This is a genomic window from Alkalibacter saccharofermentans DSM 14828, from assembly GCF_900128885.1.
Lineage (GTDB): Bacteria > Bacillota > Clostridia > Eubacteriales > Alkalibacteraceae > Alkalibacter > Alkalibacter saccharofermentans.
This window is the reverse complement of sequence record NZ_FQTU01000016.1, coordinates 13,685-36,460: the sequence shown is the minus strand read 5'-3', so window position 1 is coordinate 36,460 and position 22,776 is coordinate 13,685. Positions and strand designations below refer to the sequence as shown.

19 protein-coding genes are annotated in these 22,776 nt (G+C 41.2%); 10 read left to right on the top strand and 9 right to left on the bottom strand.

All coding sequences use genetic code 11. The features are described 5' to 3' along the window. Window positions 1-47: 47 nt before the first annotated feature. Window positions 48-1,895: a glutamate synthase-related protein gene (locus tag BUB93_RS09900; protein WP_073271566.1), complete on the bottom strand. Its 1,848-nt coding sequence runs from the start codon at window positions 1,893-1,895 to the stop codon at window positions 48-50. Between the two features lie 324 nt (window positions 1,896-2,219). On the opposite strand from BUB93_RS09900, the gene BUB93_RS09895 reads away from it, so the two are divergent. Beyond that, on the top strand, window positions 2,220-2,744 hold the full coding sequence (locus BUB93_RS09895) for a DUF2284 domain-containing protein (RefSeq protein WP_073271565.1): 525 nt from the start codon (window positions 2,220-2,222) through the stop codon (window positions 2,742-2,744). Between the two features lie 46 nt (window positions 2,745-2,790). On the opposite strand, the gene BUB93_RS09890 is transcribed toward BUB93_RS09895, so the two are convergent. From BUB93_RS09890 to BUB93_RS09880, 3 genes are read right to left on the bottom strand one after another with little or no spacing between them, the layout of a single operon-like run. Beyond that, entirely contained in the window at window positions 2,791-3,768 is a 978-nt protein-coding gene (locus BUB93_RS09890; protein ID WP_073271564.1) for a uroporphyrinogen decarboxylase family protein, read from the bottom strand. Window positions 3,769-3,797: 29 nt separating this feature from the next. Beyond that, the gene (locus BUB93_RS09885; protein ID WP_073271563.1) at window positions 3,798-4,427 is read right to left on the bottom strand and encodes a corrinoid protein; all 630 of its coding nucleotides are present in this window, start codon (window positions 4,425-4,427) and stop codon (window positions 3,798-3,800) included. A 41-nt stretch (window positions 4,428-4,468) separates the two neighbouring features. Beyond that, on the bottom strand, window positions 4,469-5,272 hold the full coding sequence (locus BUB93_RS09880; RefSeq protein WP_073271562.1) for a methyltetrahydrofolate cobalamin methyltransferase: 804 nt from the start codon (window positions 5,270-5,272) through the stop codon (window positions 4,469-4,471). Between the two features lie 290 nt (window positions 5,273-5,562). On the opposite strand from BUB93_RS09880, the gene BUB93_RS09875 reads away from it, so the two are divergent. The 3 genes from BUB93_RS09875 (at window position 5,563) to purE (ending at window position 7,634) form a co-directional block, all read left to right on the top strand. Continuing rightward, window positions 5,563-5,766, top strand: a complete 204-nt coding sequence (locus BUB93_RS09875; protein ID WP_073271560.1) for a DUF6465 family protein — start codon at window positions 5,563-5,565, stop codon at window positions 5,764-5,766. A gap of 199 nt (window positions 5,767-5,965) precedes the next feature. Beyond that, entirely contained in the window at window positions 5,966-7,141 is a 1,176-nt protein-coding gene (locus tag BUB93_RS09870; protein ID WP_073271557.1) for a 5-(carboxyamino)imidazole ribonucleotide synthase, read from the top strand. 4 nt (window positions 7,142-7,145) lie between these two features. Next, window positions 7,146-7,634, top strand: a complete 489-nt coding sequence (gene purE, locus BUB93_RS09865) for a 5-(carboxyamino)imidazole ribonucleotide mutase (RefSeq protein ID WP_073271556.1) — start codon at window positions 7,146-7,148, stop codon at window positions 7,632-7,634. A 57-nt stretch (window positions 7,635-7,691) separates the two neighbouring features. Here the strand turns inward: purE and BUB93_RS09860 are convergent, their stop codons facing one another. Together BUB93_RS09860 and BUB93_RS09855 are read right to left on the bottom strand one after the other, a co-directional pair. Next, a complete protein-coding gene (locus BUB93_RS09860; protein WP_073271554.1) occupies window positions 7,692-8,582 on the bottom strand; it encodes a slipin family protein in 891 nt (296 codons plus the stop codon). Next, complete coding sequence (locus BUB93_RS09855) at window positions 8,583-9,938, bottom strand: NfeD family protein (RefSeq protein ID WP_084117226.1); 1,356 nt, start codon at window positions 9,936-9,938, stop codon at window positions 8,583-8,585. 171 nt (window positions 9,939-10,109) lie between these two features. Here BUB93_RS09855 and BUB93_RS09850 point away from each other — a divergent pair, with 171 nt between their 5' ends. Beyond that, on the top strand, window positions 10,110-11,276 hold the full coding sequence (locus BUB93_RS09850) for a YibE/F family protein (protein ID WP_073271553.1): 1,167 nt from the start codon (window positions 10,110-10,112) through the stop codon (window positions 11,274-11,276). Between the two features lie 104 nt (window positions 11,277-11,380). Beyond that, window positions 11,381-13,402 (top strand): penicillin-binding transpeptidase domain-containing protein, encoded by a 2,022-nt coding sequence (locus tag BUB93_RS09845; protein WP_073271552.1) that lies wholly within the window; start codon window positions 11,381-11,383, stop codon window positions 13,400-13,402. A gap of 32 nt (window positions 13,403-13,434) precedes the next feature. On the opposite strand, the gene nhaC is transcribed toward BUB93_RS09845, so the two are convergent. Together nhaC and BUB93_RS09835 are read right to left on the bottom strand one after the other, a co-directional pair. After that, on the bottom strand, window positions 13,435-14,820 hold the full coding sequence (nhaC, locus tag BUB93_RS09840; protein ID WP_084117225.1) for a Na+/H+ antiporter NhaC: 1,386 nt from the start codon (window positions 14,818-14,820) through the stop codon (window positions 13,435-13,437). Window positions 14,821-14,939: 119 nt separating this feature from the next. Continuing rightward, on the bottom strand, window positions 14,940-16,811 hold the full coding sequence (locus BUB93_RS09835; RefSeq protein WP_073271549.1) for a DUF4914 family protein: 1,872 nt from the start codon (window positions 16,809-16,811) through the stop codon (window positions 14,940-14,942). Between the two features lie 309 nt (window positions 16,812-17,120). Here BUB93_RS09835 and trkA point away from each other — a divergent pair, with 309 nt between their 5' ends. Both trkA and BUB93_RS09825 read left to right on the top strand, forming a co-directional pair. After that, window positions 17,121-18,518, top strand: coding sequence for a Trk system potassium transporter TrkA (gene trkA, locus BUB93_RS09830; protein WP_073271618.1), 1,398 nt, complete (start codon window positions 17,121-17,123; stop codon window positions 18,516-18,518). Continuing rightward, complete coding sequence (locus tag BUB93_RS09825) at window positions 18,469-19,914, top strand: TrkH family potassium uptake protein (protein WP_073271546.1); 1,446 nt, start codon at window positions 18,469-18,471, stop codon at window positions 19,912-19,914. Before trkA ends, BUB93_RS09825 begins: the two co-directional genes overlap by 50 nt. A gap of 301 nt (window positions 19,915-20,215) precedes the next feature. Here the strand turns inward: BUB93_RS09825 and BUB93_RS09820 are convergent, their stop codons facing one another. Continuing rightward, window positions 20,216-21,346 (bottom strand): polysaccharide deacetylase family protein, encoded by a 1,131-nt coding sequence (locus tag BUB93_RS09820; protein WP_242945497.1) that lies wholly within the window; start codon window positions 21,344-21,346, stop codon window positions 20,216-20,218. 149 nt (window positions 21,347-21,495) lie between these two features. On the opposite strand from BUB93_RS09820, the gene BUB93_RS09810 reads away from it, so the two are divergent. Next, complete coding sequence (locus BUB93_RS09810) at window positions 21,496-22,203, top strand: cytochrome c biogenesis CcdA family protein (protein WP_073271540.1); 708 nt, start codon at window positions 21,496-21,498, stop codon at window positions 22,201-22,203. 14 nt (window positions 22,204-22,217) lie between these two features. After that, a complete protein-coding gene (locus tag BUB93_RS09805; protein ID WP_073271537.1) occupies window positions 22,218-22,769 on the top strand; it encodes a TlpA family protein disulfide reductase in 552 nt (183 codons plus the stop codon). Window positions 22,770-22,776: the final 7 nt, after the last annotated feature.

Here is a 22,776-nt window from a genome sequence, read left to right as displayed (position 1 = left end):
TAGAAAAGGATACTATTATGTGACATATGACATATGACATATGCTGATTATATATGCTCAATATCCGTGTGAATTGATATTTCATTACTTAAAGTTACTAAATCAGAGACATTCAGCTTATGAATATCGTCAACGCCGTTTGTTCTTGCAAATACTTTCAACTCGTCTGCTGTGGCTTTATAATAATTTACAAATGATGCTACTGATTTTTTTTCATTGAATAATTTTCTAAGCCCGTCATCCTGGGTGGTAATGCCCACCGGACATTTTCCTGTATGACATATCCTAGATTGAATGCACCCTATAGCTATCAAAGATGCCGTAGCCAAAGCTATTGCATCGGCTCCAAGAGCCAAACCTTTTGCAATGTCGGCACCGTCTCTAAAGCCTCCCGTTGCACATAGGGTTACCTCGCTTTTCATCTCGTCCAAATACTTTCTTGCCTTTCTTATAGCAAATACCGGTGGCACTCCTACATTGTCTTTTAGGAAAGTTGGCGATGCGCCGGTTGCTCCGCCTCTACAGTCGATGGTTATAAAGTCTGGTTGTGCACTTAAAGCAAGCCCGATATCCTTTTCTACATGACAAGCCGCGATTTTTATTCCTACAGGAACTCCTCCGGTAATGGATTTTATTTTAGATACGAGCTCTTTTAGGTCCTCTATACCCTCCATGCAAAACAACCTGCCAGGAGCATAGGATTCTTCACCTTGTTTGAGCTTTCTAATTGACGCTATCTCAGGAGTTACTTTACCAGCAGGCAGATAGCCGCCCAATCCCGGCTTTACTCCTTGCCCTATTTTTATTTCCACTGCATCTGCTTTTTTAATCGAGTCTTCATCATAAGTGAACTCTGCGGTTCCTACTTCGTATATGTAGTTTTTGGCAGCTTTACGGGAATCCTCAAGCATTCCTCCTTCACCTGAGCACATAGCTGTATCTACAATTGACGACCCTTTTGCAAGCGCAATCTTAGCTTCCTTTGACAAAGCACCAAATGACATGTGCGACACGTAAAAAGGCAGCGATATTTCTAAAGGTTTTTTTGCTGTTTTACCTATAACGGTCTTTAAACTCACCTTGGAATCGTCATCAAGGGGCATTTTATCTAGCTGACACCCCTTAAACACAACTTCTTCAAATCCGGGGAACGTCTTTAGCGTTCGCATGGAAGATATTTCACTCTTGCCGGTTTCAGCTAATTGTTTTATAGCTTTATATTTCTCGTTTTGTGCATTATATGTACAATCGACTGGATCTTCTTCCTTTATCTTTCCGTCATCTTCAAAATTTTCATACCAATGCTGTCCGTTGCAAAATGGCTTGTTCTTGGAATGTCCGCATCTGCAAAGGGTGTAGTGGTCTTTTGTTGCAGGCTCATCGGCATCTACCAGCTCTATCGAGCCTCTTATTTCATAAGGTCCATCCTTTGTCACCACTATTTCTTCATCATCATAATAAGAATCGTATTTTACTCCATCAATCGAATAGCTAAGTGCCCCTGACGGACATTTCCTTATAGTCTCGATTATTTTATCCACAAGCTCTCCATTTGGGTCTATCCAAGGCTCTATTCCCATTCTGAATACTTTGGGAAGCCCGTCTGTGCAGTAACCTGCATGGGAGCATATGCCCCTGTCATCGTGTATCGTTATCTCTTTTCCAATATAGTCATCGTCTCTTCTAGGAACTCTATCATTACTTTTTTTGTCATCCACTTTTATCTTACCGTGTGTTCCGTCACAAAAGGGTTTAGTCTTGGATTTTCCGCATCTGCATAGTCCTTTTGCATGCCCATCTGCATTTACTTTATTGCCATTTCCTTCGGTTATGTTTCCTAGCTCGTCGATAACATATGGTCCACTAGGCACGGTTTCGATTCTTGATTTTTTCATATTGTTATTTCACCTCAACATTTTCAATCTCTTGCAGTTATTTTTTATTTATGCCTTTTTATGTCTTTAAATCCCGATATCACATAGTTAATTTCTTCTGAAATTATATTTTGACTACATAAATTACGTTTCTTGTTATAGATTTACCCCATATAGGAAGTTGCTAATCTTTTACTTTTTTATAGCCATTATCGTATCGGAATTTGGTCTTCTCATTGACAAAAGATGCCCTCTGCCATAAACTTAAGTTAGGATAATTTAGGCGCATTATTATTTCAGAATCAGAATGTAATCGTTTAACAAATGTTGGATGGAGGCACATTTATGACAAACATACTTGATGTAATACCCCGGCACGTCGCTCATCATCACAAAATCCCTATAAGCTCGATTAAACTGAGCGAGGAAGTGCGGAACATGTGCGAACAGAACCGGTGCGGACATTATGGCAAAAACTGGGTTTGTCCTCCGGCCATAGATGACTTGGATAAGATTAAGAAAGATTTTTCATCTTACGATAAGTTTATTGTTTTATACGAAGTATACGAACTTAAAAACCAATATGACTGGAAAGGCATGGTCGATTCTGCTATAGACTTTCAGCACAAGCTGCTGGATGTGAAAAATCAAATAAGCAAGGAAACAAGGTTCAAAATTCTCGGGGTGGGGGCTTGCGCCTTATGCAAAAAATGCACCTATATCGATGGAGAGCCATGCCGTCGACCAGATGATAAAATAATATCCTTGGAAGCTCACGGAATCGACGTGATATCCTTGATGAAAGACAATGGCTTGAAGTATAATAATGGACCAAATACAGTCACTTACATCGGCGGCATCATGTATTGAAAAAGCACCGTTCAGGTTACTAGCTTGAACGGTGCTTCCTTTATTTTTAAAACATCTTTTTACTCAGCTCATCGATAATCTCAGTAGCGGTGTCGTATACCCCAGGAAAAGAGCTAAAATTAAGCCCCTGGGTCAAATTTGGAATGAAATAATGTTTCCCGCAGTTCTTGCATGCTCTCTCAATCTCACGCTCTAGTATCTCACGAGTCCAGCCGGGAAAATCAACGACTCCGCTGTCCACATCGCCCATGAAGCTTATCTTACCTCCATATTTTTTTATAAGCTCAGGAGTATCGTTGGTCGTCATGACCCCTTGCCATATATCAACGCCCATCTCTACCATGAATGGGACAAGATTGGCTGCATAAGAGTCGCTGTGATGAACAATCAGCTCTACGCCGTTTTCTTTATAGAACCCATATATTTTTTTGTACCTTGGAAGATAAAACTCTTTAAACATTTCAGGGGATATGAAAGATGACTTTTGGCTTCCCCAGTCATCATGATGAAATATGCAGTCAGGCTTGATTTTATCTATCATGACCTTCGCGTATTCAAGCTCGTATTCCATGATGTAATCTATCAGTTCGTGCATGGCTTCCGGCTCTTCATATAAAGCTATCAATGCTTCTTCCATGCTCATCAGGTGATGGGTCATTTCAAAGAGACCGGGCGCTATAAAACCAGTTACGAACTCTTCATTTCTGTCTACTGAATTTGCATGCTCTATTGCCCCAACCCATGCCTCGTCTGATGATTGAACTGTCGGTGCCTTAACGTATTTTCTCCATTCAGTTATATCTTTTAATACCAGATGTTCATCGTCGTGTACAGGAAATCCTCCTATCTGCCCTTCAGGCCAGCTGAATGTTATTCCCCATTCGTTTTTTATAGTTTGTCCCGGGCCTGCCATGGTCCCCAGGGGAGCCTCCATAATTAAGTTCATGAATTCATATTGATTAACGAATCTGTCAGGATTGCCTCCTCTGATTGTCTCAATCAAGTTTTGTCTTTTTGTTAACATAGTCAGTTACCTCCCCGAATTATTGATTTTTATCCTCTTGCAAGCTCTTTTGCTTTAACAGCCGCGCTCCCAGCATCAGGCGCATATCCGTCTGCACCTATCTGCTGTGCATATTCAGGGGTTACAGGCGCGCCACCCACCAAAACCTTTACATTCAGACCACTGTCCTTAACTTGCTTTACTGTTTCCTTAAGGGCTGGCATGGTCGTGGTTAAAAGTCCGGAACAAGCAACAAGCTTAACATTGTCATTTTCTCTAGCTGCTTTAACAAATTTTGTGGCAGTCACATCAACGCCCAAGTCTATCATTTTAAATCCTGCGCTTTCTACCATCATTGCAACAAGATTCTTTCCTATATCGTGCAGGTCTCCTTCTACTGTTCCTATTATGCAAGTTCCAAGGGATGTTGCTCCGTCGCTAGCCATATGTGGCTTCAGCACATCCACGCCTTTGGCCATTGCTTTTGCCGCAATAAGCATCTCGGGAACGAAAATTTCTCCTGTAGAAAACTTCTCTCCTACAACTTCCATTCCTTCTACCATAGCCTGCAGGATATCCTCTGCAGCGCTGCCTTCATCCAAAGCTTCCTGAACCAAACCCGGTACTAATTTTGTCTTTCCCTCTTCTACTTTTGCTTTAACTTCATCGATTTTTGCCATTTTGAATTCCTCCTTTGATCTTTGGTGTTTTATAATTATTGTTACTTTTTATTCCCAAATATACCTTCTCTGAAAGCTCCTATATACTCGATAAAGTACTCATCATTGCCCAAGAGGCCATCTGTTGCATATATCATCCCCATGAGATCTTTGTTCGTAGGATCCAGTATGGCGCTGTCCATACCCGCATTCATGGCAAGAACCGTAAATGCTTGATTGACCACTCTTCTGACCGGCAGGTTAAATGAGACATTGCTCACCGCTCCCGTTACATGGATATTTGGATACCTTCTCTTTATCTCGCCGATGAGTTTTACCAGCATTTTTATACCCTCCTCCGAAGCACAAACCATTTCCACAAGAGGATCTATATGCAGTCTGGAAGGGTCTATTCCATATTCCTTTGCCCTTGCCATGATTTTTTCAAAAACATTTAGCCTGGCTTCAGCGGTTGGATGAATCCCGCAGTCATCGCATAATAAAGCCGTACATTCCCACTTGGTGTCAGCTATCACGGTAAATACATCGTCTATTTTGCTGCCTTCCAAAGAAACAGAATTTACAAGCCCCGGCTTATTGCAAAAATTTATGGCTTCAGCGCAGATTTTGGCGTTTGGACTGTCTACAGCTATTGGAGTATTGGTAACTTCCTGTACCTGGTCTATTAGCCATTTCATCGTTTCCAGCTCAATGTCGTCATCTACGGATGCGCAGACATCAATATAGTTCGCTTTTGCATCTGACTGTATTCTTGCCAGATTTTTTATGAACTCTTCATCTCTTTCTGCTATTGCCTTTGCTACTGAAGGAATAGAACCATTTATTTTCTCACCGATAATTATCAAATTTGTCGACCTCCGTTTGTAATTTATTTGATTTTCATCGTTGTGTTATCGTTTACACTCCAACGAAAAAAAAATCGCCTCATTGATCTTCACAATTTAATCGTACTTGATTTTCAGATTTTTGTCAAACACTAACTGAAAATCCTTTCCATATTACAAAATACAAAACCCCTTAAAAACCTTTAAAGTCATGCAACTTGACAAATAAGACAAAATTAGTCATACTTATAGATAAATAATATGCAAAATGAACTTATACTTATGCAATTTAAAAACAAGGGGGATCAACAATGAAAGAAAGTGTTTTTTTACAGATTGCCGGCAACGAAGTAGACATTTGCGATTTTTCAAAAGAAGCTAAAAACGTATGGAAATCAGAAGGAAACAAAGTCAAGGACATCAAAAAGATCGAGCTCTACGTAAAACCGGAAGAAAACAAGTGCTACTATGTTATCAACAAGACCTTTAAAGGTTTCATAGATATAACAGGCTAGCGCGACCGCATCGACCTCTCTACTAGAGAGGTTTTTTTGTTTTTCTGCCCTTTCCAATATGTACATTAATTAAATTTTATGTTTTATTATTCGTAACTATACGAATTTTATTTAAAAACAAAGTTCTATATGTTGTTTTAAAAAGATTCTCATGTTAAAATTAGCTTAAATTTAAACAAAGGAAAGGTATCATAATATAATGGAAATCAACTATCTATCAAAAAAAATAGGTATAATAGGCGGAGGCCAGCTGGGCAAGATGATGATAAACGAAGCATCCAAGCTTGGGATCAGCACTGCAATTTTAGATCCCGGAATTGACTGCCCCGCATCCCCGCTAGCCAACGAGGCAATCGTAGCAGCCTTTAATGACAAGGCTGCCCTGGAAGAGCTTGCCAAGAAAACAGACGTCTTGACCTGTGAGTTTGAACATATTTCAACAGAAGCACTAAAATACTTGGAGGATCATGGTTATATCGTCTATCCCAAAGCTAAAAGCCTCGAGGCAATCCAAAATAAGTACCAGCAAAAAAAGCTTCTCCAGGATAACTCCATCCCTTTGGGTCCATTTAAAAAAGCAGATTCCACTGAATCCATAAAAGCCGCTGCCGCCGAATACGGGTACCCTCTTATGGTTAAAAGTGCTTCAGGAGCCTACGACGGAAAGGGAAACTACCTGGTAACTTCTGAAGAAGAAATCTCAGAAGCATACAGCTCTTTAAATGGTGATGAAAATCTTCTTTATGTGGAGCAGTTTATCCCTTTTACAAAAGAAATTTCAGTTTTATGCTGTCGAACAATGAATGGAGAAATAGTCGTCTATCCTGTTGCCGAAAACATACATAGAGACAGCATTTTATATGAAACTATCGCTCCAGCAAATATAACCGATAAACAGACGCAAGATGCTGAAAAACTGGCAAAAGAAATCTGTCATATGTTTGATGGAGTGGGCATGTTTTGCGTTGAGATGTTCGTTCATGAAAATGGTGATATATTAGTAAATGAAGTCGCTCCGAGACCTCACAACTCAGGTCATTATACTATTGAAGCCTGCATTACCTCGCAATTTGAAAATCATGTGAGGGCCGTTCTTGGTCTTCCTCTTGGTAAAACAGATTTGCACAGCCCCGTGGTCATGAGAAATTTATTGGGTGAAGATGGTCACGAAGGCATACCCTTAGTAAAGGGTGTATCCGAGGCATTGGCTTATCCGGGACTGACGCTACATATATACGGCAAGTCCACTACAAAGCCCCAGCGGAAAATGGGACATTTTACCGTATTGGCAAAGACAGTCGAAGAAGCTTTAAGCACTGCTGATCAAGCTCAATCAGTTTTAAAAATCATATCTGAAAAAACACCGAAAGGATGATATTATGAAACCACTGGTAGGAATTATAATGGGCAGCGATTCAGATTTGCCGGTTATGGAACAGGCTGCAGAAATCCTAGACCAATTCTCCATCTCTTATGAAATGACCATCGTATCAGCTCACAGAACTCCAGACAGGCTCTATAGCTATGCAAAGAGCGCAGTGGATAGAGGCCTAAAGGTTATAATCGCCGGTGCCGGAGGAGCAGCGCACCTTCCTGGAATGGTGGCTTCCCTGACATCATTACCTGTGATAGGAGTCCCTGTAAAGAGCCGTACCTTAGATGGAGTTGACTCACTATACTCAATCGTTCAAATGCCTCCGGGCGTGCCTGTTGCCACAGTAGCGATAAACGGTGCAAAAAACGCCGGCATACTGGCTGCACAGATACTTGCAACTAGCGATGATGCCATATATGCAAGTGTAGACAAATATAAGAAAGATTTAGAATCAATGGTGCTTGAGAAGGCTCAGAAGATGGAAAATAAATAGCCATTAATTACAAAACCGGGATGTCTCTGAGATGACGCCCCGGTTTTTTATAAGCTATCAGCTTTCTTCATTTGTCTCTTCGCCTTTTAACTTCTCATCAACTTCAATTTTATTTTCTTCCATAAGCTTTTCCTGCCTTCTTATCTCTTCCCTTTTCCGTCTTCCTGCATCAGTCTTAACTTTTATCTTTGCAGGGTCTGGAAGCAGTGCTCTAAGCTCAACGGGCAGCGGGAACAGTATCGTAGTGGATTTGGAATCTGCTGCTTCTGACAGAGACCTCAGCATCCTTAAGGTCATCGCGCCTTCCTGTCCGGATAAAATCTCAGTTGCTTCGGCCAGTCTTACCGCAGCCTGTTTTTCACCTTCAGCCTGAATGACTACGGCTCTTCTGTTACGTTCTGCCTCAGCTTGTTTCGCAATCGCCCTTTGCATTTCATTGGGGAGGGTTACATCCTTTATCTCCACTGCTGTAACCTTTATTCCCCACGGATCTGTAGCTTCATCAACTATCTGCTGTATGATCTTGTTGAGTTTTTCCCTCTGGGACAACAATTCATCAAGGTCCGCCTGTCCAACTACGCTTCTAAGCGTTGTCTGGGCATACTGGCTCGTCGCGTCATGGTATCTTTCCACATTTACAACTGCCTTGTCCGGTGCTACAGCTCTGTAGTACAATACCGCATTTACTGTGCAAGTAACGTTATCCCTGGTTATTACTTCCTGAGGGGGGACATCGATTACTATTGTCCTAAGAGAAATCCTGGTTATCTTATCTATAAATGGAATTATTAATATCAACCCAGGACCCCTAACCCCTACCAATCTTCCAAGCCTGAATAGCACTCCCCTTTCGTATTCAAGCACGATCTTTATAGACATGCTAAGTATAAACAGCAATACTATCATTACGCCAGCAACCGTCAATACGGTTTCATTCAAGAAAAACATCTAATCACCCTCCTCGATCTCAGTTTTATCATCAATTCTTTCAACGAGTATCTTCATGCCCTCGCGACCTGATATCACGACTTCTGATCCTTCGGGAATCTTTTCTCCGCTTTTGCTCACCGCCTGCCATATTTCACCTTTGACTTTTATCATTCCCACAGGATTAAGTTCTTTTACTACCAATGCAGACTGGGCATTGAACTCTTCATTCCCCATTACTACCTTGGATCTTTTAAGTTTAATTATGCCTCTCAGTATTACGACCATCACTCCCGCACTTGCTATCCCGATGCCTATGCCAAAGAATCTGAATCTGGATATCCACTCCACAGGCATCAACGGTTCTACAGGCAGGAACATTATTCCTAGGACCATGCTGATTATCCCTCCTATGGCTAGTACCCCGAATGTGGGAGTAAAAGCCTCCGCCACAAACAATACTATCCCCAAGATTATTAATAGTGCCGCAAAAACATTTACTTCAAATGTCCCTAGACCATATAACCCTAAAACAAGGCTTATGGCTCCTAAAACCTCAGGGAAAAAAGTCTCTGGTGCTCCAAATCCTATAATCAATCCGTAAATGCCCAGCAGTATAAGCAGGAAGGAAACCTGTGGATCGCTTATTAGGCTTGTTATCCTGTCAATCAGGCTCATCTCGATATTCTCAATTTCAGCTCCTGCCGTCTGTAGAACTATATTTTCTCCTCCGGCAACAGTCTCAAATCCATCGATATCCTCTAAAAGTCCCGGCAAAGTCCCACTTATAAAATCTACAATACCAACATCCAAGGCTTCTGCAGAATCCAATGTCAGATTTTCCGTTACGAATTTCTCTGCAATATCAGCAGGTCTCTCTCTGTCTCTGGCTATGCTCTTGATATGTCCAGCCAAGAAATTAATCGTTTTATCGTCCGCCGCCGTGCTGCCCCCTTCCCCGGGAGAAATGGTCACAGGCATTGCCGCTCCAATCGTTGTTCCCGGCGACATTGCTGCCACATTGGAGCTTACCAGTATGAATGTTCCCGCTGAAGCTGCAATTGCTCCTTGTGGATAGACGTAAACGACTACCGGCACAGGGGAGTTTAAAATGGATTGGACGATATTAAGCGTGGCATCCACCAGACCCCCTGGCGTATCCATTAAAATCAATAGCGCTTCGGCATTTCTATTATGGGCAGTTTCAATCCCTCTTGTGACCTGATTAGCCGTTCCAGCCGTTATCGTTCCTTCAATACTTATAGTCATTACCAAGTTATCGCTTTGAGCTTTATAGCTTCCAGCCAAAGCTCCTGAAAAAACCAAAGCGATTAAAGCAACCGTCAAGACCCTTAGGCTGATTCTGGAAAAATCCACGATATCCACCTCTAACCCTAAAATTAAGCATTATTTAATATATATATACCCTTTTGAGAAAGATTGCATCAAAAAACCGGAACGTGGAATAATTAAGTTTAGTCTTTGATTTTATCTGCCGCTTGTGCTAAACTTGACTAGTTCAATAAACATCATGAAAGGTATATAATTATGAAACTAAATCTATTAAACAGGCGGATATTATATTTATTAACCGTCATTTTGGCAATTGCCACCGTATTTGTTGCAAATAGATATCTAAGCGGCAATATCACAAGGTTCGATGAAGATACCGATATGCCTATAGTCCGAGCTTCTGTAGAGGGGATAATCGACAAAACGACTGAAAGCTACTTTGCCGATCAGTCCGGCGGAGGAATAATCGAGATTGTCTTTGAAGCAAAGATTTCCTCCGGTGAAGCCAAAGGGAAAATCGTAACTGCATTACAAACAATCGAATCCACTCCTCCATATAATAGCACCCGTGAAGTGGCCCCCGGAGACAATATACTCATTATAGACGCAGGCATCGGCGGCTCAGAGTGGTATTTTGCCGAACATGTAAGAACTGACAATCTACTGATCTTAGGAATAGTATTTGCAATCGCTTTGCTGGCTTTTGGCGGTAAAAAGGGCTTTAATACATTATTGTCATTGGGACTTACCTGCGGTGCAGTATTTGCCGTGTTCATCCCTTCGATTCTTTCAGGACAGAATATATATTTGTGGTCCATTTTGGTGTGCCTGTATTCCATTCTTACGACGCTTCTGATATTGAATGGATACAACAAAAAATCCCTCAGTGCCATATTGGGCTGCTTTGGAGGCGTATTGATTGCCGGGGCCATTACCATCTTCATGGATGGCGCTCTATCCCTAACAGGAGTAATAAACGACGAAGCTGTTTATTTGTCTTATCTTCCCACTGAGACACCGATCAATCTTAGAGCTATTATATTTGCAGGCATAATAATAGGAGCTATGGGAGCTATCATGGATGTGGCGATGTCTATCTCCTCATCACTTTGGGAAGTCAAAAAAAACGTTCGCAACATAAGGCCCAAGGCACTTTTCAGGTCGGGAATAAATATAGGCAAAGACATTATGGGTACTATGTCTAATACCTTGATACTTGCATATATAGGAAGCTCACTATCCATGGTTCTGCTTTTGACGGTTTACGACTCGTCCCTTCTATATCTTCTCAACAGGGAGATGATCATCGTTGAAGTGCTACAGGCTTTGGTGGGAAGCTTTGGAATACTCTTTTCAATACCCCTCACTTCATTTTTTAGTTCAATTATATACACTAAAAATATTCAAGGTTCGTCCAGTTGACGGGCCTTTTGTAATTTTTGCTCAACTTATCACAATGCTTTACATATTTAATGTATGGTATAATTTAATTATCATATTATAAATTAAAGTTTCAGGAGGAGACTATGCTAAATAAAACAACCAAGACCACTTTGCTGATTTTAATCACCATTTTGCTTTTTTCAGGATGTAGCAATAATGAAAACCCTGCAGAAATTTTAGAAAAATACCTGTCTGACTGGACAACGTTAGATTACGAAAAAATGTACGATTTAGTAGATGAGAATACCCAAAATGACATCTCATTAGATGCTTTTGCCGGGCAATATTCTAATTTCAATGAAACCCTTCAAATAGAATCTATCAATTACGATATCACCCTAAGCCCAGAGGATATTAAAGCTACGGGCGAAAATGAAGACCGGATAGAAGTTCCCGTAAATATCCAGTTCGATTTTGCCCATGGTGTTTTGGAATCGACCTTTGAGTTTCCTATGATTAAATCAGATGCAGGCTCTTGGAAAATCCAGTGGGATCACTCTCTCATCTGGCATGAAATGGTTGAAGGCGACGTCTTAATTAAAAGACATGCTTCCCCTCAAAGAGGGGAAATAATCGATCGTACCGGCAAAGCTCTTGCCCAAAATGGCTACGTACTGCAAATAGGCGTTGTTCCCGGAAGACTTGGGGACATGAAGGATGAAATAGTCCGAGACCTCTCCCAAGCTTTTGGAATATCCCAAGGCTATATCAACGACCGAATGTCCCTTTCGTGGGTGGGTGATGATACCTTTGTAGATCTTGTGAAGGTTCCCAAGGATAATGAAAACAAAATCAGAGAAATCAGAGCAAAAAACAGCGGCGCTACCTACAGAAACGTAAGCGACAGGGTCTACCCTTTTAAAGAATCCGCTGCCCATCTGACGGGCTACATAGGCTATCCCAGTGAGTCAGATTTAAAAGACTTGGAGCCTCTCGGATTTTCTGCAAACGACAAGATAGGAAAAACAGGCTTGGAAAAAATATTCGATGAAAAGCTGCGGGGCATACCCGGAGTAGAGTTTTCGATCGCAGACAGCAATGGCAATCAAAAGACCACGGTGTTTAAACGGGATTCGGTAGCCGGTGAGACGATAAATTTGACTATAGACGCTGAGATGCAGCGCAAGCTTTTTTCTCAAATGTCTGGAGAAAAAGGCGCAGCATCGGTAATGAACTACGAAACCGGAGAACTTGTTGCTATTGTCAGCTCCCCTTCTTACGATCCAAACAAGTTCATACTTGGAATGTCAAATGCTGAATATGGCTCATTGGTAGAAGATGATGCCAAACCTTTGTTTAATAGATTCTCAAACACATATTCTCCCGGTTCTACCTTCAAGCCTATAACGGCTGCCATAGGATTAGATGAATCTGCCATTGATGAAAATTTCAGCATCAACGTTACCGGCAAGACTTGGCAGAAGGATTCTTCTTGGGGAGGCTATTATGTAACACGAGTAACTCCTAAAAGCGGAAGCGTGAATATGGAAAAAGCCATGGTTTATTCCGACAACATATATTTTGCACAAGCCGCTTTGGAAATTGGAGCTGAAACATTTTTGGAAAAATCCAAGGATTTTGGCATCGGTATTGACCTAAATCTTGAATACGGCTTAAAAAAATCCCAGCTCGCAAATAATGAAAATATCGGTTCTGAGGTTCTTTTAGCAGATACAGGTTATGGCCAGGGCCAGGTGCTAGTCAATGTAGTCAATCTACCTGTGGCATATTCCGCGTTTGTCAACGATGGGAAGCTTGTTAATCCTATTTTGCTTATGGACAGCGGTCCTGCCGTAAAAAATCAGATCATAACGAAAGATGTAGCGGACAAAATCTTAAACCTCTTGGACAAAGTCGTGGAAAGCCCACAAGGAACCGGACATGACGCTTATATTTCCGGCAGACAGATCGCTGGGAAGACAGGAACAGCGGAAGTCGATAATCCGGAAAACCCTGCTCAAAAATATGAGCTGGGTTGGTTCGTCGCAATTGACAAAAACCAACAGACGCCTTATATTACCTCAATGATGATCGAAGATGTTCAAAACAGAGGCGGAAGCCGTTTGACGATTAATAATGTGAAAAGCTTTATCGAAGGCTATTAAAACACAAAAAAACCGACAATAGTCGGTTTTTTTTATGCTATGTTGTCCATTTTAAAGTTAACAAAACCATATATCATCGTTATTAAGGGCGTTATCCAGCACAATACTGCATAGGGTGCAAATACCAGTGGATTAACTGCCATTACAGATATGACGAACGCACCGCTGCTGTTCCAAGGAATCAAAGGTGCTGTCAAGGTTCCTCCGGCTTCCAAAGCTCTGGTAAGGTTGTTGAGCTTTAGCCCAAGCCTTTTATATGCACCTTCAAACATTTGTCCCGGTATTATTACAGCCAAATACTGATTGGCGCCAAATATGTTTATCAGAAGTGCTGTTACTATTGTTGTAGCGGTCAATCTTCCTCGTGTTCCGACTAAGCCGGTCATCTTGCTAACCAATGACTTAAGCATGTTGCATCTGTTCATTATTCCTCCAAATGCCAGAGCCATTATTCCCAAGGATACTACAGAATACATGCTGGTCATGCCGCCTGTAGACAACAATTCGTCCATTTCTTCCCAACCTGTCTGTATGACAAAGCCATCATACAATATATGAAGAAAATCTTCTAGACTATGCCCTTGTACATTCAAAAGAACAAAACCTCCAAGCATTACTCCTGCAATCAGGCTTGGTATAGCCGGTGTCTTCCTCAAAATCAATGCCACTACGACAACGGGAGGAAGCAAAAGCAGCAATGAAAACTCAAAGTTTTCAGAAAGGATATTCTGGTAGGAAGCAATGGTTTCCGCATCAACTGTTCCTTCGGATAAAAACCAGCCCATGACTCCAAATACTATCAAGGAAATTATAAAACTGGGTACTGTAGTGTAGAGCATATGCTTTATGTGATCGTACAGATCCACCCCCAATACTGACGGTGTCAAGTTTGTAGAGTCGGACATGGGAGATATCTTGTCTCCAAAGAAGGCTCCCGATACAACTGCTCCTGCGATAGCGGCAGGAGGTATCCCAAGCCCTTGTCCTATGCCTAAAGCTGCGACTCCTATTGTTCCTATGGTTGTCCAAGAACTTCCTGTAACTACAGACATGATGCTGCACAAAATTAGAATTATAGGCAAAAACCACTCAGGCACCAATATTTCAAATCCATAATACATCATGGCGGGAACTATACCGCTGGCTATCCATACTCCGATAATCATGCCTATTATTAAAAGTATGATTAAAGAAGAAATAGCTCTGTTTATGCTGTCCTTAAAACCTTCTTCTATGGTATTCCAAGTATAACCATGGCGATATGCCGCAAGGCCTGCGGTAATAGCCCCAAAAAACAATGCGATATGGGGCTCAGCTTCGGCAACGAATACTGAAAAACCCAAAACTGCTACGACTACAGCTATTGGGATAAGAGAAAGAAATACAGAAGGCATCGGAAGATTATCATCATGATACATCAAAACCACCTCGTTTTTTAGCAACGCATCTTCTTACGTGCCATAATACAGGGGTTGTAGTGATTTGTCAAACTTGATTCCAACAAATAACCCAGCTGAAATCAGCTGGGTTATAATAATCAATATCTCATCGGGATTAGATTTATGTATTCTTCCAGTGGAGAATCGTTGTAGAAACACTCTATAATTTTTTTGCCCAAAGGATCCAGTTCCGGCGTATTGAATTTTTCGAGTTCTTGTTTGAAGAAGTCAATTAGAATCTGAGCTCCCGCATCATAACCTTCTGTGCCAATCTCCGACTGGGTTTCTGGCTGTAAAAATGCCTTTCTTATATACTGTCCATCAACTTTTAGAGACTCCAGACCGTAACCGAACAAAGAGCATCTGGCTTCTTTTAAGTGTTCAGGCTTAAACTTGGCGCTTCCCCTTCGTGCTATATACTCCCTTGCAATCCATTGGGGCATAAAACTGACCTTGTAAGCTCCGATATGCTGGTTGGGTATAAGCACATATCTGGTGCTTGGTGAATTTCTAATCTGATTAAGAAGCAGATTTGCCTGTTCCACCATTTTCCCTGTTGCAAAAGGCCAATATGAACCTACTCCCTCGCTTGTCATTCCTTTTGTTGCGGTTATACTTGGATTGTTGTGGCCTCTAGGGGCGACCAAACGCCATAGCCACGCCAATGCCGGTGGCAATATATGAAACAGCCCCATAATTCCGTAAGTGGGGGTTTCCCTGGTGCAAGGAGGAGTTCTTACTCCAAAGCTTCTTACATCCACTTCTACCAAATCTTCAACAATTCCTGGGACAAGCCTTCTAGGGAGTATTGCCCTAGGGTTCGGACAAGGTTTTCCATCCGAATCTTTTATATGTTCCCACACAAGGCATGTGCTTTTTGGAACCCCGTCTATATTTAAAAATATAAGCGGCTCCGAGGGATGAACGAATATCTTCTCATGCTCCGGAGATGTCCCGTACTCTGTAATGTGATCTAGCCTTAGGAACCAACCCTGCTCTGCATCCTTTACTACAAGCTTCTTGCTTCCCTCCTGCATTTTTGGATGGCATAGAGCCATATCGTCTGTGACAGGCCTTAGCTCACATGTTTCGGAAAGTTCCATATAGAATTTTTCCCCTGTAACTGTATTTTGTCCGAGAACGATTCTTCCGTCCATTTCTTTATGTACAGATTCAATCATTTCGCTTTTACCTGCACCGGAAGCACCTTCATGCATGATGACGATTTCGTTATCGTAAGGCGTGATCACCTTGACAGTTGACGCATGTACGGTAACCCATCCTTCTTTCTCACCGATATTAAGCAGTACGCCGTATATACCCTTTTTTGCACTCGGGCCAGGATATAAGTTGTAAGAAAACACTTCATGCATGTCTTTAAGCCTATTGTGTATTACTACCTGTTTCCCGCCAAAGTGAGTATGTCTGAAAGGCGGCGCCAAATATACGACTGCCTTTGGTTCAAAGCCAACAGGTACTTCTCTTTCTCCTACAAAGCCCTGAAGATCTGCAAGGGCAGCCGCAAAGAAAGCTGCATTGCGGGGCGCCACCAATAAGGCTTCGTAACCATACTCTTTGCCTCCTGCCATAAAAGGCATTACGATAATGTCTTGTTCTTTCAACCAATTGAAGGTTTCATTCCTCAAAGGATTGAAGTCCTCATTATAAACGTCGTCATATCTTGGTTTGTCGGTATCATTTTCATCTGCTACCAACATAGCGTCCGGATCTCTTCTTCTCATGTAGTCCTCCGGATAATTTATAACTGCTCCGTTTTTACACCTGACCACATCTGCTTCTTTGACCATTCCCTTTCCTTTAACTGAGTATACTACATCGAATTTGTCATTTGAGGGATCACCAAATGCCAATTCAACCAATTCATCTCTTGTTCGGGGAACGTATACGCTCTTCGCTTCGTTAAGCACCCGATTTAATTCATCAGAAATTTTAAAATTCTCAATACCCATACAATAAGCCCTCCTAGTTAAGTTTCTACTTGTTCATTATATGTTTTTTTTGTGTCGTTGAAAACCGCTTTTTAATAAAAAGTATAAAAATTTAAAACGTCTTTCCGCATTGTAAAACCCGAGACTTTCCTTTATAATTATGACTATAACCATTTGCCTTGTAAACCAATATTTTATGTTATACTGTAAACATAGGAAGAATAAATTTTGTATTTGCCATTTAGGTATTGTTTTATTTGATATAATCTATTATTATATTCAAATATGCCAAGATTATATAATTGATTCGGAGGTTTAAATTTGAACGTTATGATTGTAGGCGCCGGCAAACTCGGTGTCAGGCTTGCCAAGACCATGAATTTGGAAAATATGGATGTAACACTGGTGGACGACAATCCCAAGGTAATCGAGAAAGTCAACGAACACCTGGATGTATTAACAGTTGTTGCAAGTGGCATCAACGTATCATCACTTATGGAACTAAACATCGACAAATTCGATTTGCTTGTCGCTACGACTGAGGGTGATGCAACAAATTCAGTAATTTGCACATTTGCGAAAAAGCTGGGATGCAAAAAAACCATAGCCAGGATTAGAGATCCTGAATATATGGAGCAAATGTCCTTCATAAAGGAAGAGCTGGGTATAGATTTGGTAATAAATCCAGACTTGGCTACGGCAAATACTATAGCTAAATACCTTATGCGCAGCGTCGCTTTCTACTCCGGAGAATTTGCCAGCGGAAAAGTCAAGATGATAGACTTTAAAACAGGGAACCTTGAAAATTTTACAGGGAAAAAGATATCTGAAATCGAAGGCATGGAAAATCTCTTGATAACAGCCATCTCAAGAGAAGGCAGCCTGATTATCCCTGATGGCTCAACAATTTTGCAATCAGGCGACGTCATATACGTTATTGGCTTATGCGAACATATTGACAGATTCAGCAAGAGGTTTCAGCTTAAAGGCGTTGAGAAGAAGGTTGAAAATGCAATGATACTTGGCGGTGGAAACGTAGGCTATTATCTGGCAAAGGCACTTGCAAAATCCAAAGTCAAGGTAACTATAATAGATCAGGACAGAAGAAAGGTTCAAAAACTTGCAGAGCAGCTCGATCACGTATTGGTGATAAACGGCGATGGCACTGATATCACTCTATTAGAAGAGGAAAACATTGAGCAAATGGATGCTTTCGTAGGCGTAACAGGTTTTGACGAACAGAATCTCCTTATGGCTCTGATGGCAAAGCAATATGGTGTATCAAAAGCAATCGCCAAGGTCAGTAGACAAAACTACACCAAGATTATAGATAAACTTGACATCGATGTAGCAATCAATCCGGTCAATATAACTGCCAGCAACATACTTAAATATGTGCGTGGCGGCAAGGTAGCCTCTGTATCGTTGCTGCTGGGAGGAAAGGGAGAAGTAACCGAAATAATCGTTTCTCCGGATATGCCTTACATAAACAAGCCTATACACAACCTCAATTTGCCTAAAGGCCTAATTATCGGTGCAATAATACGGGATGGAAAAGTCGAGATACCCAATGGTTCCTCTGTAATCAGAGAGAACGACAGGATAGTTGTATTTACACTGGCAGAGGATATCGAAAGCTTAAAAACTCTATTCAAACCTGGCAAAGGAGGACTTCTCGGTGAATTATGGAATCGTAGCAAAAGTATTGGGTTCAATTCTGATAATTGATTCTGTTTTGATGCTTCCTCCATTGATCATGGCTTATGTTCTTAAGGAGGACAGCTTTTTCCCATTCTTAACAGCAGTTATAGCCACTTTATTATTAGGTTTCGTTCTTTCAAGGATCAAAACCACACGAAAAGAAATCAAGGCTAAAGAAGGCTTGGCAATCGTAACCTACGGCTGGATATTGGTATCTTTATTGGGAGCGCTTCCTTTTTATTTGTCCGGGAGCGTTCCTTCCTTTATAGACGCGGTTTTCGAAACCATATCCGGTTTCACCACAACCGGAGCTTCTATAATAAACAACGTAGAAATTCTGCCCCGTAGCATTTTGTTTTGGCGTTCCTTCACCCACTGGATAGGCGGAATGGGCATACTTGTTTTTTCCGTGGCGCTTCTCCCTGCTTTAGGTATGGGCAGCTTCCATATCTTCAAGGCGGAAAGTCCGGGCCCGGTTACCGGCAAAGTCGCTCCAAGAATAAAGGATACTGCAAGAGCCCTGTACATCTCTTACATATCCTTGACCCTACTTCAGATAATTTTTCTTCTTTTTGGCGGCTTAAGCTTATTCGACGCATCTGTATATACATTTGGAACCGTTGGAACTGGCGGCTTTGGTGTTTATAACGATAGCGTAGGTGGGTTTTCAACCTATGTTCATATAGTGATCAGCATCTTCATGATTCTTGCCGGAGTCAGTTTTTCATTGCATTTCTTCCTTTATACCAAGCGCTTCCGGGAGATAGTGACTGACAATGAGCTGAAAATGTATTTGCGATTTATTGTAGCCTCAATAATATTGATAACAGTCAATTTAACAATGACCCAATACAACAGTCTTTTTTATGCTGCTAGAGATGCTCTCTTTCAGGTAAGCACCATCATAACCACAACGGGTTATTCTACAGTGGACTTCGACCTTTGGCCTACATTTAGCAAAACCATACTTCTAGTTCTTATGTTCATCGGAGGATGTGCAGGATCTACTGCCGGAGGAATGAAAGTCATACGAGTTTTAATGCTGTTTAAGCTAATAAAGCGTGAGATATCAAAAATCTTTCATCCAAGAGCTTTTGCCCCTGTGAAGCTTGGTAAAAAAACAGTTTCAAACGAAGTAGTTGCCAGAATCAACAGTTTTATGGCTCTCCATGTAATCATATTTATAATTGGTTCTCTACTGATATCACTGGAAGGAATCGATATGCTGAGTGCAGTTTCTTCGGTTGCTGCAACTCTAAATAATATCGGTCCTGGATTTGAACTCGTAGGACCTACAAAGAATTATTCTGAATTTTCCCAGGCGAGCAAGCTTCTTTTTTCTTTTTTAATGCTGCTGGGAAGACTTGAACTATTTACTATAATTGCGCTCCTGGTACCCCATAGATGGACCAAGGAAAGCTAAAAATGCCGCTTATTTAGCGGCATTTTATTTTAGCACAAGTCTGCTGGGAAAGGCTTCACTAATGCTTAAGTTCCACATCTTAATTCTAGTGCCAGCGTCTTATCATATAGAACTTTACAGTATGGGCAAAAGCTACACAAGCTTCTACAAAAGGGCATATGCAGATATAGACCCAAATCATTATTTGACTTAACCTCCGGGTCGTCTGGTAACTCCAAACTGAAAACAAAGGGTTCTAATGATCTAGTCATAATAATTCTCAATACGCTAGTGGACAACATATCCTCATCTCGCTCCTGCCTTATTTCATATTGTTTGCTTTTTGAATATCTTCTACAGAAACTCCGTACTTCAGTGATATTGAATAGAGGGTATCTCCTTTTATGACTGTGTATTCATAATTTCGGGGCTTTGGCAGCATGCTGTTAACAGTGACTATCTCATACCCTTTATTCTTAAGCCCTGTTATTATTTCAGGCAAAGCTTCTACAGTGTGGTAACCTCCCACATGCATTAGAATGATGCCTCTATCCGTGGCATTGTCTAAAACTCTCGAAACCAGGTAGTTCTTTGTTACTTTTGTTCCCCGGATTTCTTCCGCCCAATCGTGACTGTCCACAGTCCACATCACAGTATATGGGTATCCTTGCCGGCCCAATACCCTGAGTACATTATCGTCATATTCACCAAATGGAGGCCTGAATAGATAGGGATTGCTATTTGTAATTTCCTTGATTATTCCAGTAGATTGGGTCATTTCATCATTGATTTCAGATGTAGTCATTTCTCTCATATGTCCGTGGGTCAGAGAATGGTTTTCAATTATATGTCCTCTATCACGGATGGCCATAGCCAGTTTAGGGTTATCCTTTACCCATAGAGCCCTTAAAAAGAAAGTAGACTTAACATCATATCTGTCCAAAACGTCCAATAAAGACATCGTTTGATCGTAGAGCCAACCGGCATCAAAAGTGATAGCGATTTTCTTGCCCGCCGAGCCTTTGATGGTTCCTTCCCGTACCACAGTGGATATTTCAGGTTCTCTTTGAACGCTGCCTGGTATTATAAGCTTCTGTCCTACATAAATAGCCGTACTGGAGTCAGGATCAGGCTTGGGATCAGGCTTAGGTCCAGGTCCAGGTTCAGGTCCAGGTTCAGGTCCAGGTTCAGGTCCAGGTACAGGTTCAGGTCCAGGTACAGGTCCAGGTCCAGGTTCAGGTCCAGGTCCAGGTTCAGGTCCAGGTCCAGGTCCAGGTCCAGGTACAGGTACAGGATCAGTATCAGGTACAGGATCGGGTTCAGGTCTAGGATCAGGTCCAGGTACAGGATCTCCTCCACCCCATGGCCACGTACATCCGCTTGATATCACCAATACCATAGCTATAATTATCACCAACAATAAAAGCGACTTGTTTTTTTTATATATTCTCACGACCAAAACCACCTTATATATTTATATACTTATTTATACCCCTATATTTACATTAAAATTCTTCTAAGTGACTGAAGTCACTGTTTTATGTGATATAATCTGTAAAATAAACTTATATGCAAATAAAAAGTATAAATGGAGGTTGAACTATGAACGGCATATCAATTGCAATGGCCTTTGCAGGAGGACTCTTGTCTTTCTTATCTCCCTGCGTGCTTCCCCTGGTGCCCGCTTATATAGGATACTTGACCGGTTCAGCCGTTAGTGAAATAAACACGAGAGAGCAAAAAGCGCATCTGCTTGCCAAATCTTTAGGTTTCGTCTTGGGATTTAGTTTTGTATTTATGATTTTAGGCGCTTCAGTAACAACTTTGGGAAGTCTTCTGATAACAAACAAGCTTATTTTTCAAAAAATTAGCGGAATAGCTATAATCATTCTTGGAATTCATTTGACAGGATTTGTCAAATTGAAAAAGCTCTATTACGAAAAACGTCTTTTTCCATTGAGTGGCAAAGTAAATAAAGCAGGCTCTTTTTTTGTGGGTATGGCTTTCGCTGCAGGGTGGACCCCCTGTATAGGACCTATACTTTCGTCAATATTGATTTTTGCCGGAAATATGGAGACAATCTCTATGGGAATAACCATGCTGGGCTTCTATTCTTTAGGGCTCGCTGTGCCTTTTGTTCTTGTTGCAGCTTTAATAGAGAAGTTTTCGCATTACTTCAAAAAATATTCGAAATACTTGAGATATGTCTCGCTAATAAGTGGAATACTTCTCATAATAATGGGTATATTGATATTTAACGATAAAGTAGGAGTGTTGGGAACATATCTGGACTTTATTGATTTTTATTAGAAAGGATTGTTGAAATGAATAAGAAATTTTTAAACATATTGATATTGCTCCTGGCCGCAATAATAGTTTTGGTAATAGCATTCGCAGTTGTAAACAAGGATAATGGTCTTTCATCGACTTTGCCGAATAATCAGCAACAAGAAGGACAAAGCCAAGATCCGGTTGCAGCTCCTGACTTTACACTTACAGATTTAGAGGGAAATACGGTTTCCCTATCAGACTATTCAGGTCAAAATGTATTTTTGAACTTTTGGGCAAGCTGGTGTGGTCCCTGCAGAGATGAGATGCCTGACATGGAGCTTATACACAAAGACTTTGAAGGCGAAGTCGTTATATTGGCTGTCAATGTAGGAGAAAACGCTGCGACCGCTTCAGGGTTTAGGGAAGATTACGAATTGACATTCAAGATATTGTTGGATGAAAAAAATGAAGTTGCCTCCTTATACGGCGTAACAGGTATCCCTACCTCTTACTTCATCGATAAAGAAGGCAACATAATGTCTGGTTATGTTGGTACCATGGACTATGATACCATAGAAAGCTACATCATTAGACTTACCCAATGATTCTCAA

Excerpts from the sequence above, each read along its gene's own strand:
- BUB93_RS09835 (WP_073271549.1), bottom strand. The coding sequence starts at position 16,811 with ATGGGTATTGAGAATTTTAAAATTTCTGATGAATTAAATCGGGTGCTT.
- trkA (WP_073271618.1), top strand. The coding sequence starts at position 17,121 with ATGATTGTAGGCGCCGGCAAACTCGGTGTCAGGCTTGCCAAGACCATG.
- BUB93_RS09845 (WP_073271552.1), top strand. The coding sequence starts at position 11,381 with ATGCTAAATAAAACAACCAAGACCACTTTGCTGATTTTAATCACCATT.
- nhaC (WP_084117225.1), bottom strand. The coding sequence starts at position 14,820 with ATGTATCATGATGATAATCTTCCGATGCCTTCTGTATTTCTTTCTCTT.
- BUB93_RS09870 (WP_073271557.1), top strand. The coding sequence starts at position 5,966 with ATGGAAATCAACTATCTATCAAAAAAAATAGGTATAATAGGCGGAGGC.
- BUB93_RS09805 (WP_073271537.1), top strand. The coding sequence starts at position 22,218 with ATGAATAAGAAATTTTTAAACATATTGATATTGCTCCTGGCCGCAATA.
- BUB93_RS09860 (WP_073271554.1), bottom strand. The coding sequence starts at position 8,582 with ATGTTTTTCTTGAATGAAACCGTATTGACGGTTGCTGGCGTAATGATA.
- BUB93_RS09810 (WP_073271540.1), top strand. The coding sequence starts at position 21,496 with ATGAACGGCATATCAATTGCAATGGCCTTTGCAGGAGGACTCTTGTCT.
- BUB93_RS09890 (WP_073271564.1), bottom strand. The coding sequence starts at position 3,768 with ATGTTAACAAAAAGACAAAACTTGATTGAGACAATCAGAGGAGGCAAT.
- purE (WP_073271556.1), top strand. The coding sequence starts at position 7,146 with ATGAAACCACTGGTAGGAATTATAATGGGCAGCGATTCAGATTTGCCG.
- BUB93_RS09885 (WP_073271563.1), bottom strand. The coding sequence starts at position 4,427 with ATGGCAAAAATCGATGAAGTTAAAGCAAAAGTAGAAGAGGGAAAGACA.
- BUB93_RS09900 (WP_073271566.1), bottom strand. The coding sequence starts at position 1,895 with ATGAAAAAATCAAGAATCGAAACCGTGCCTAGTGGACCATATGTTATC.
- BUB93_RS09895 (WP_073271565.1), top strand. The coding sequence starts at position 2,220 with ATGACAAACATACTTGATGTAATACCCCGGCACGTCGCTCATCATCAC.
- BUB93_RS09875 (WP_073271560.1), top strand. The coding sequence starts at position 5,563 with ATGAAAGAAAGTGTTTTTTTACAGATTGCCGGCAACGAAGTAGACATT.
- BUB93_RS09850 (WP_073271553.1), top strand. The coding sequence starts at position 10,110 with ATGAAACTAAATCTATTAAACAGGCGGATATTATATTTATTAACCGTC.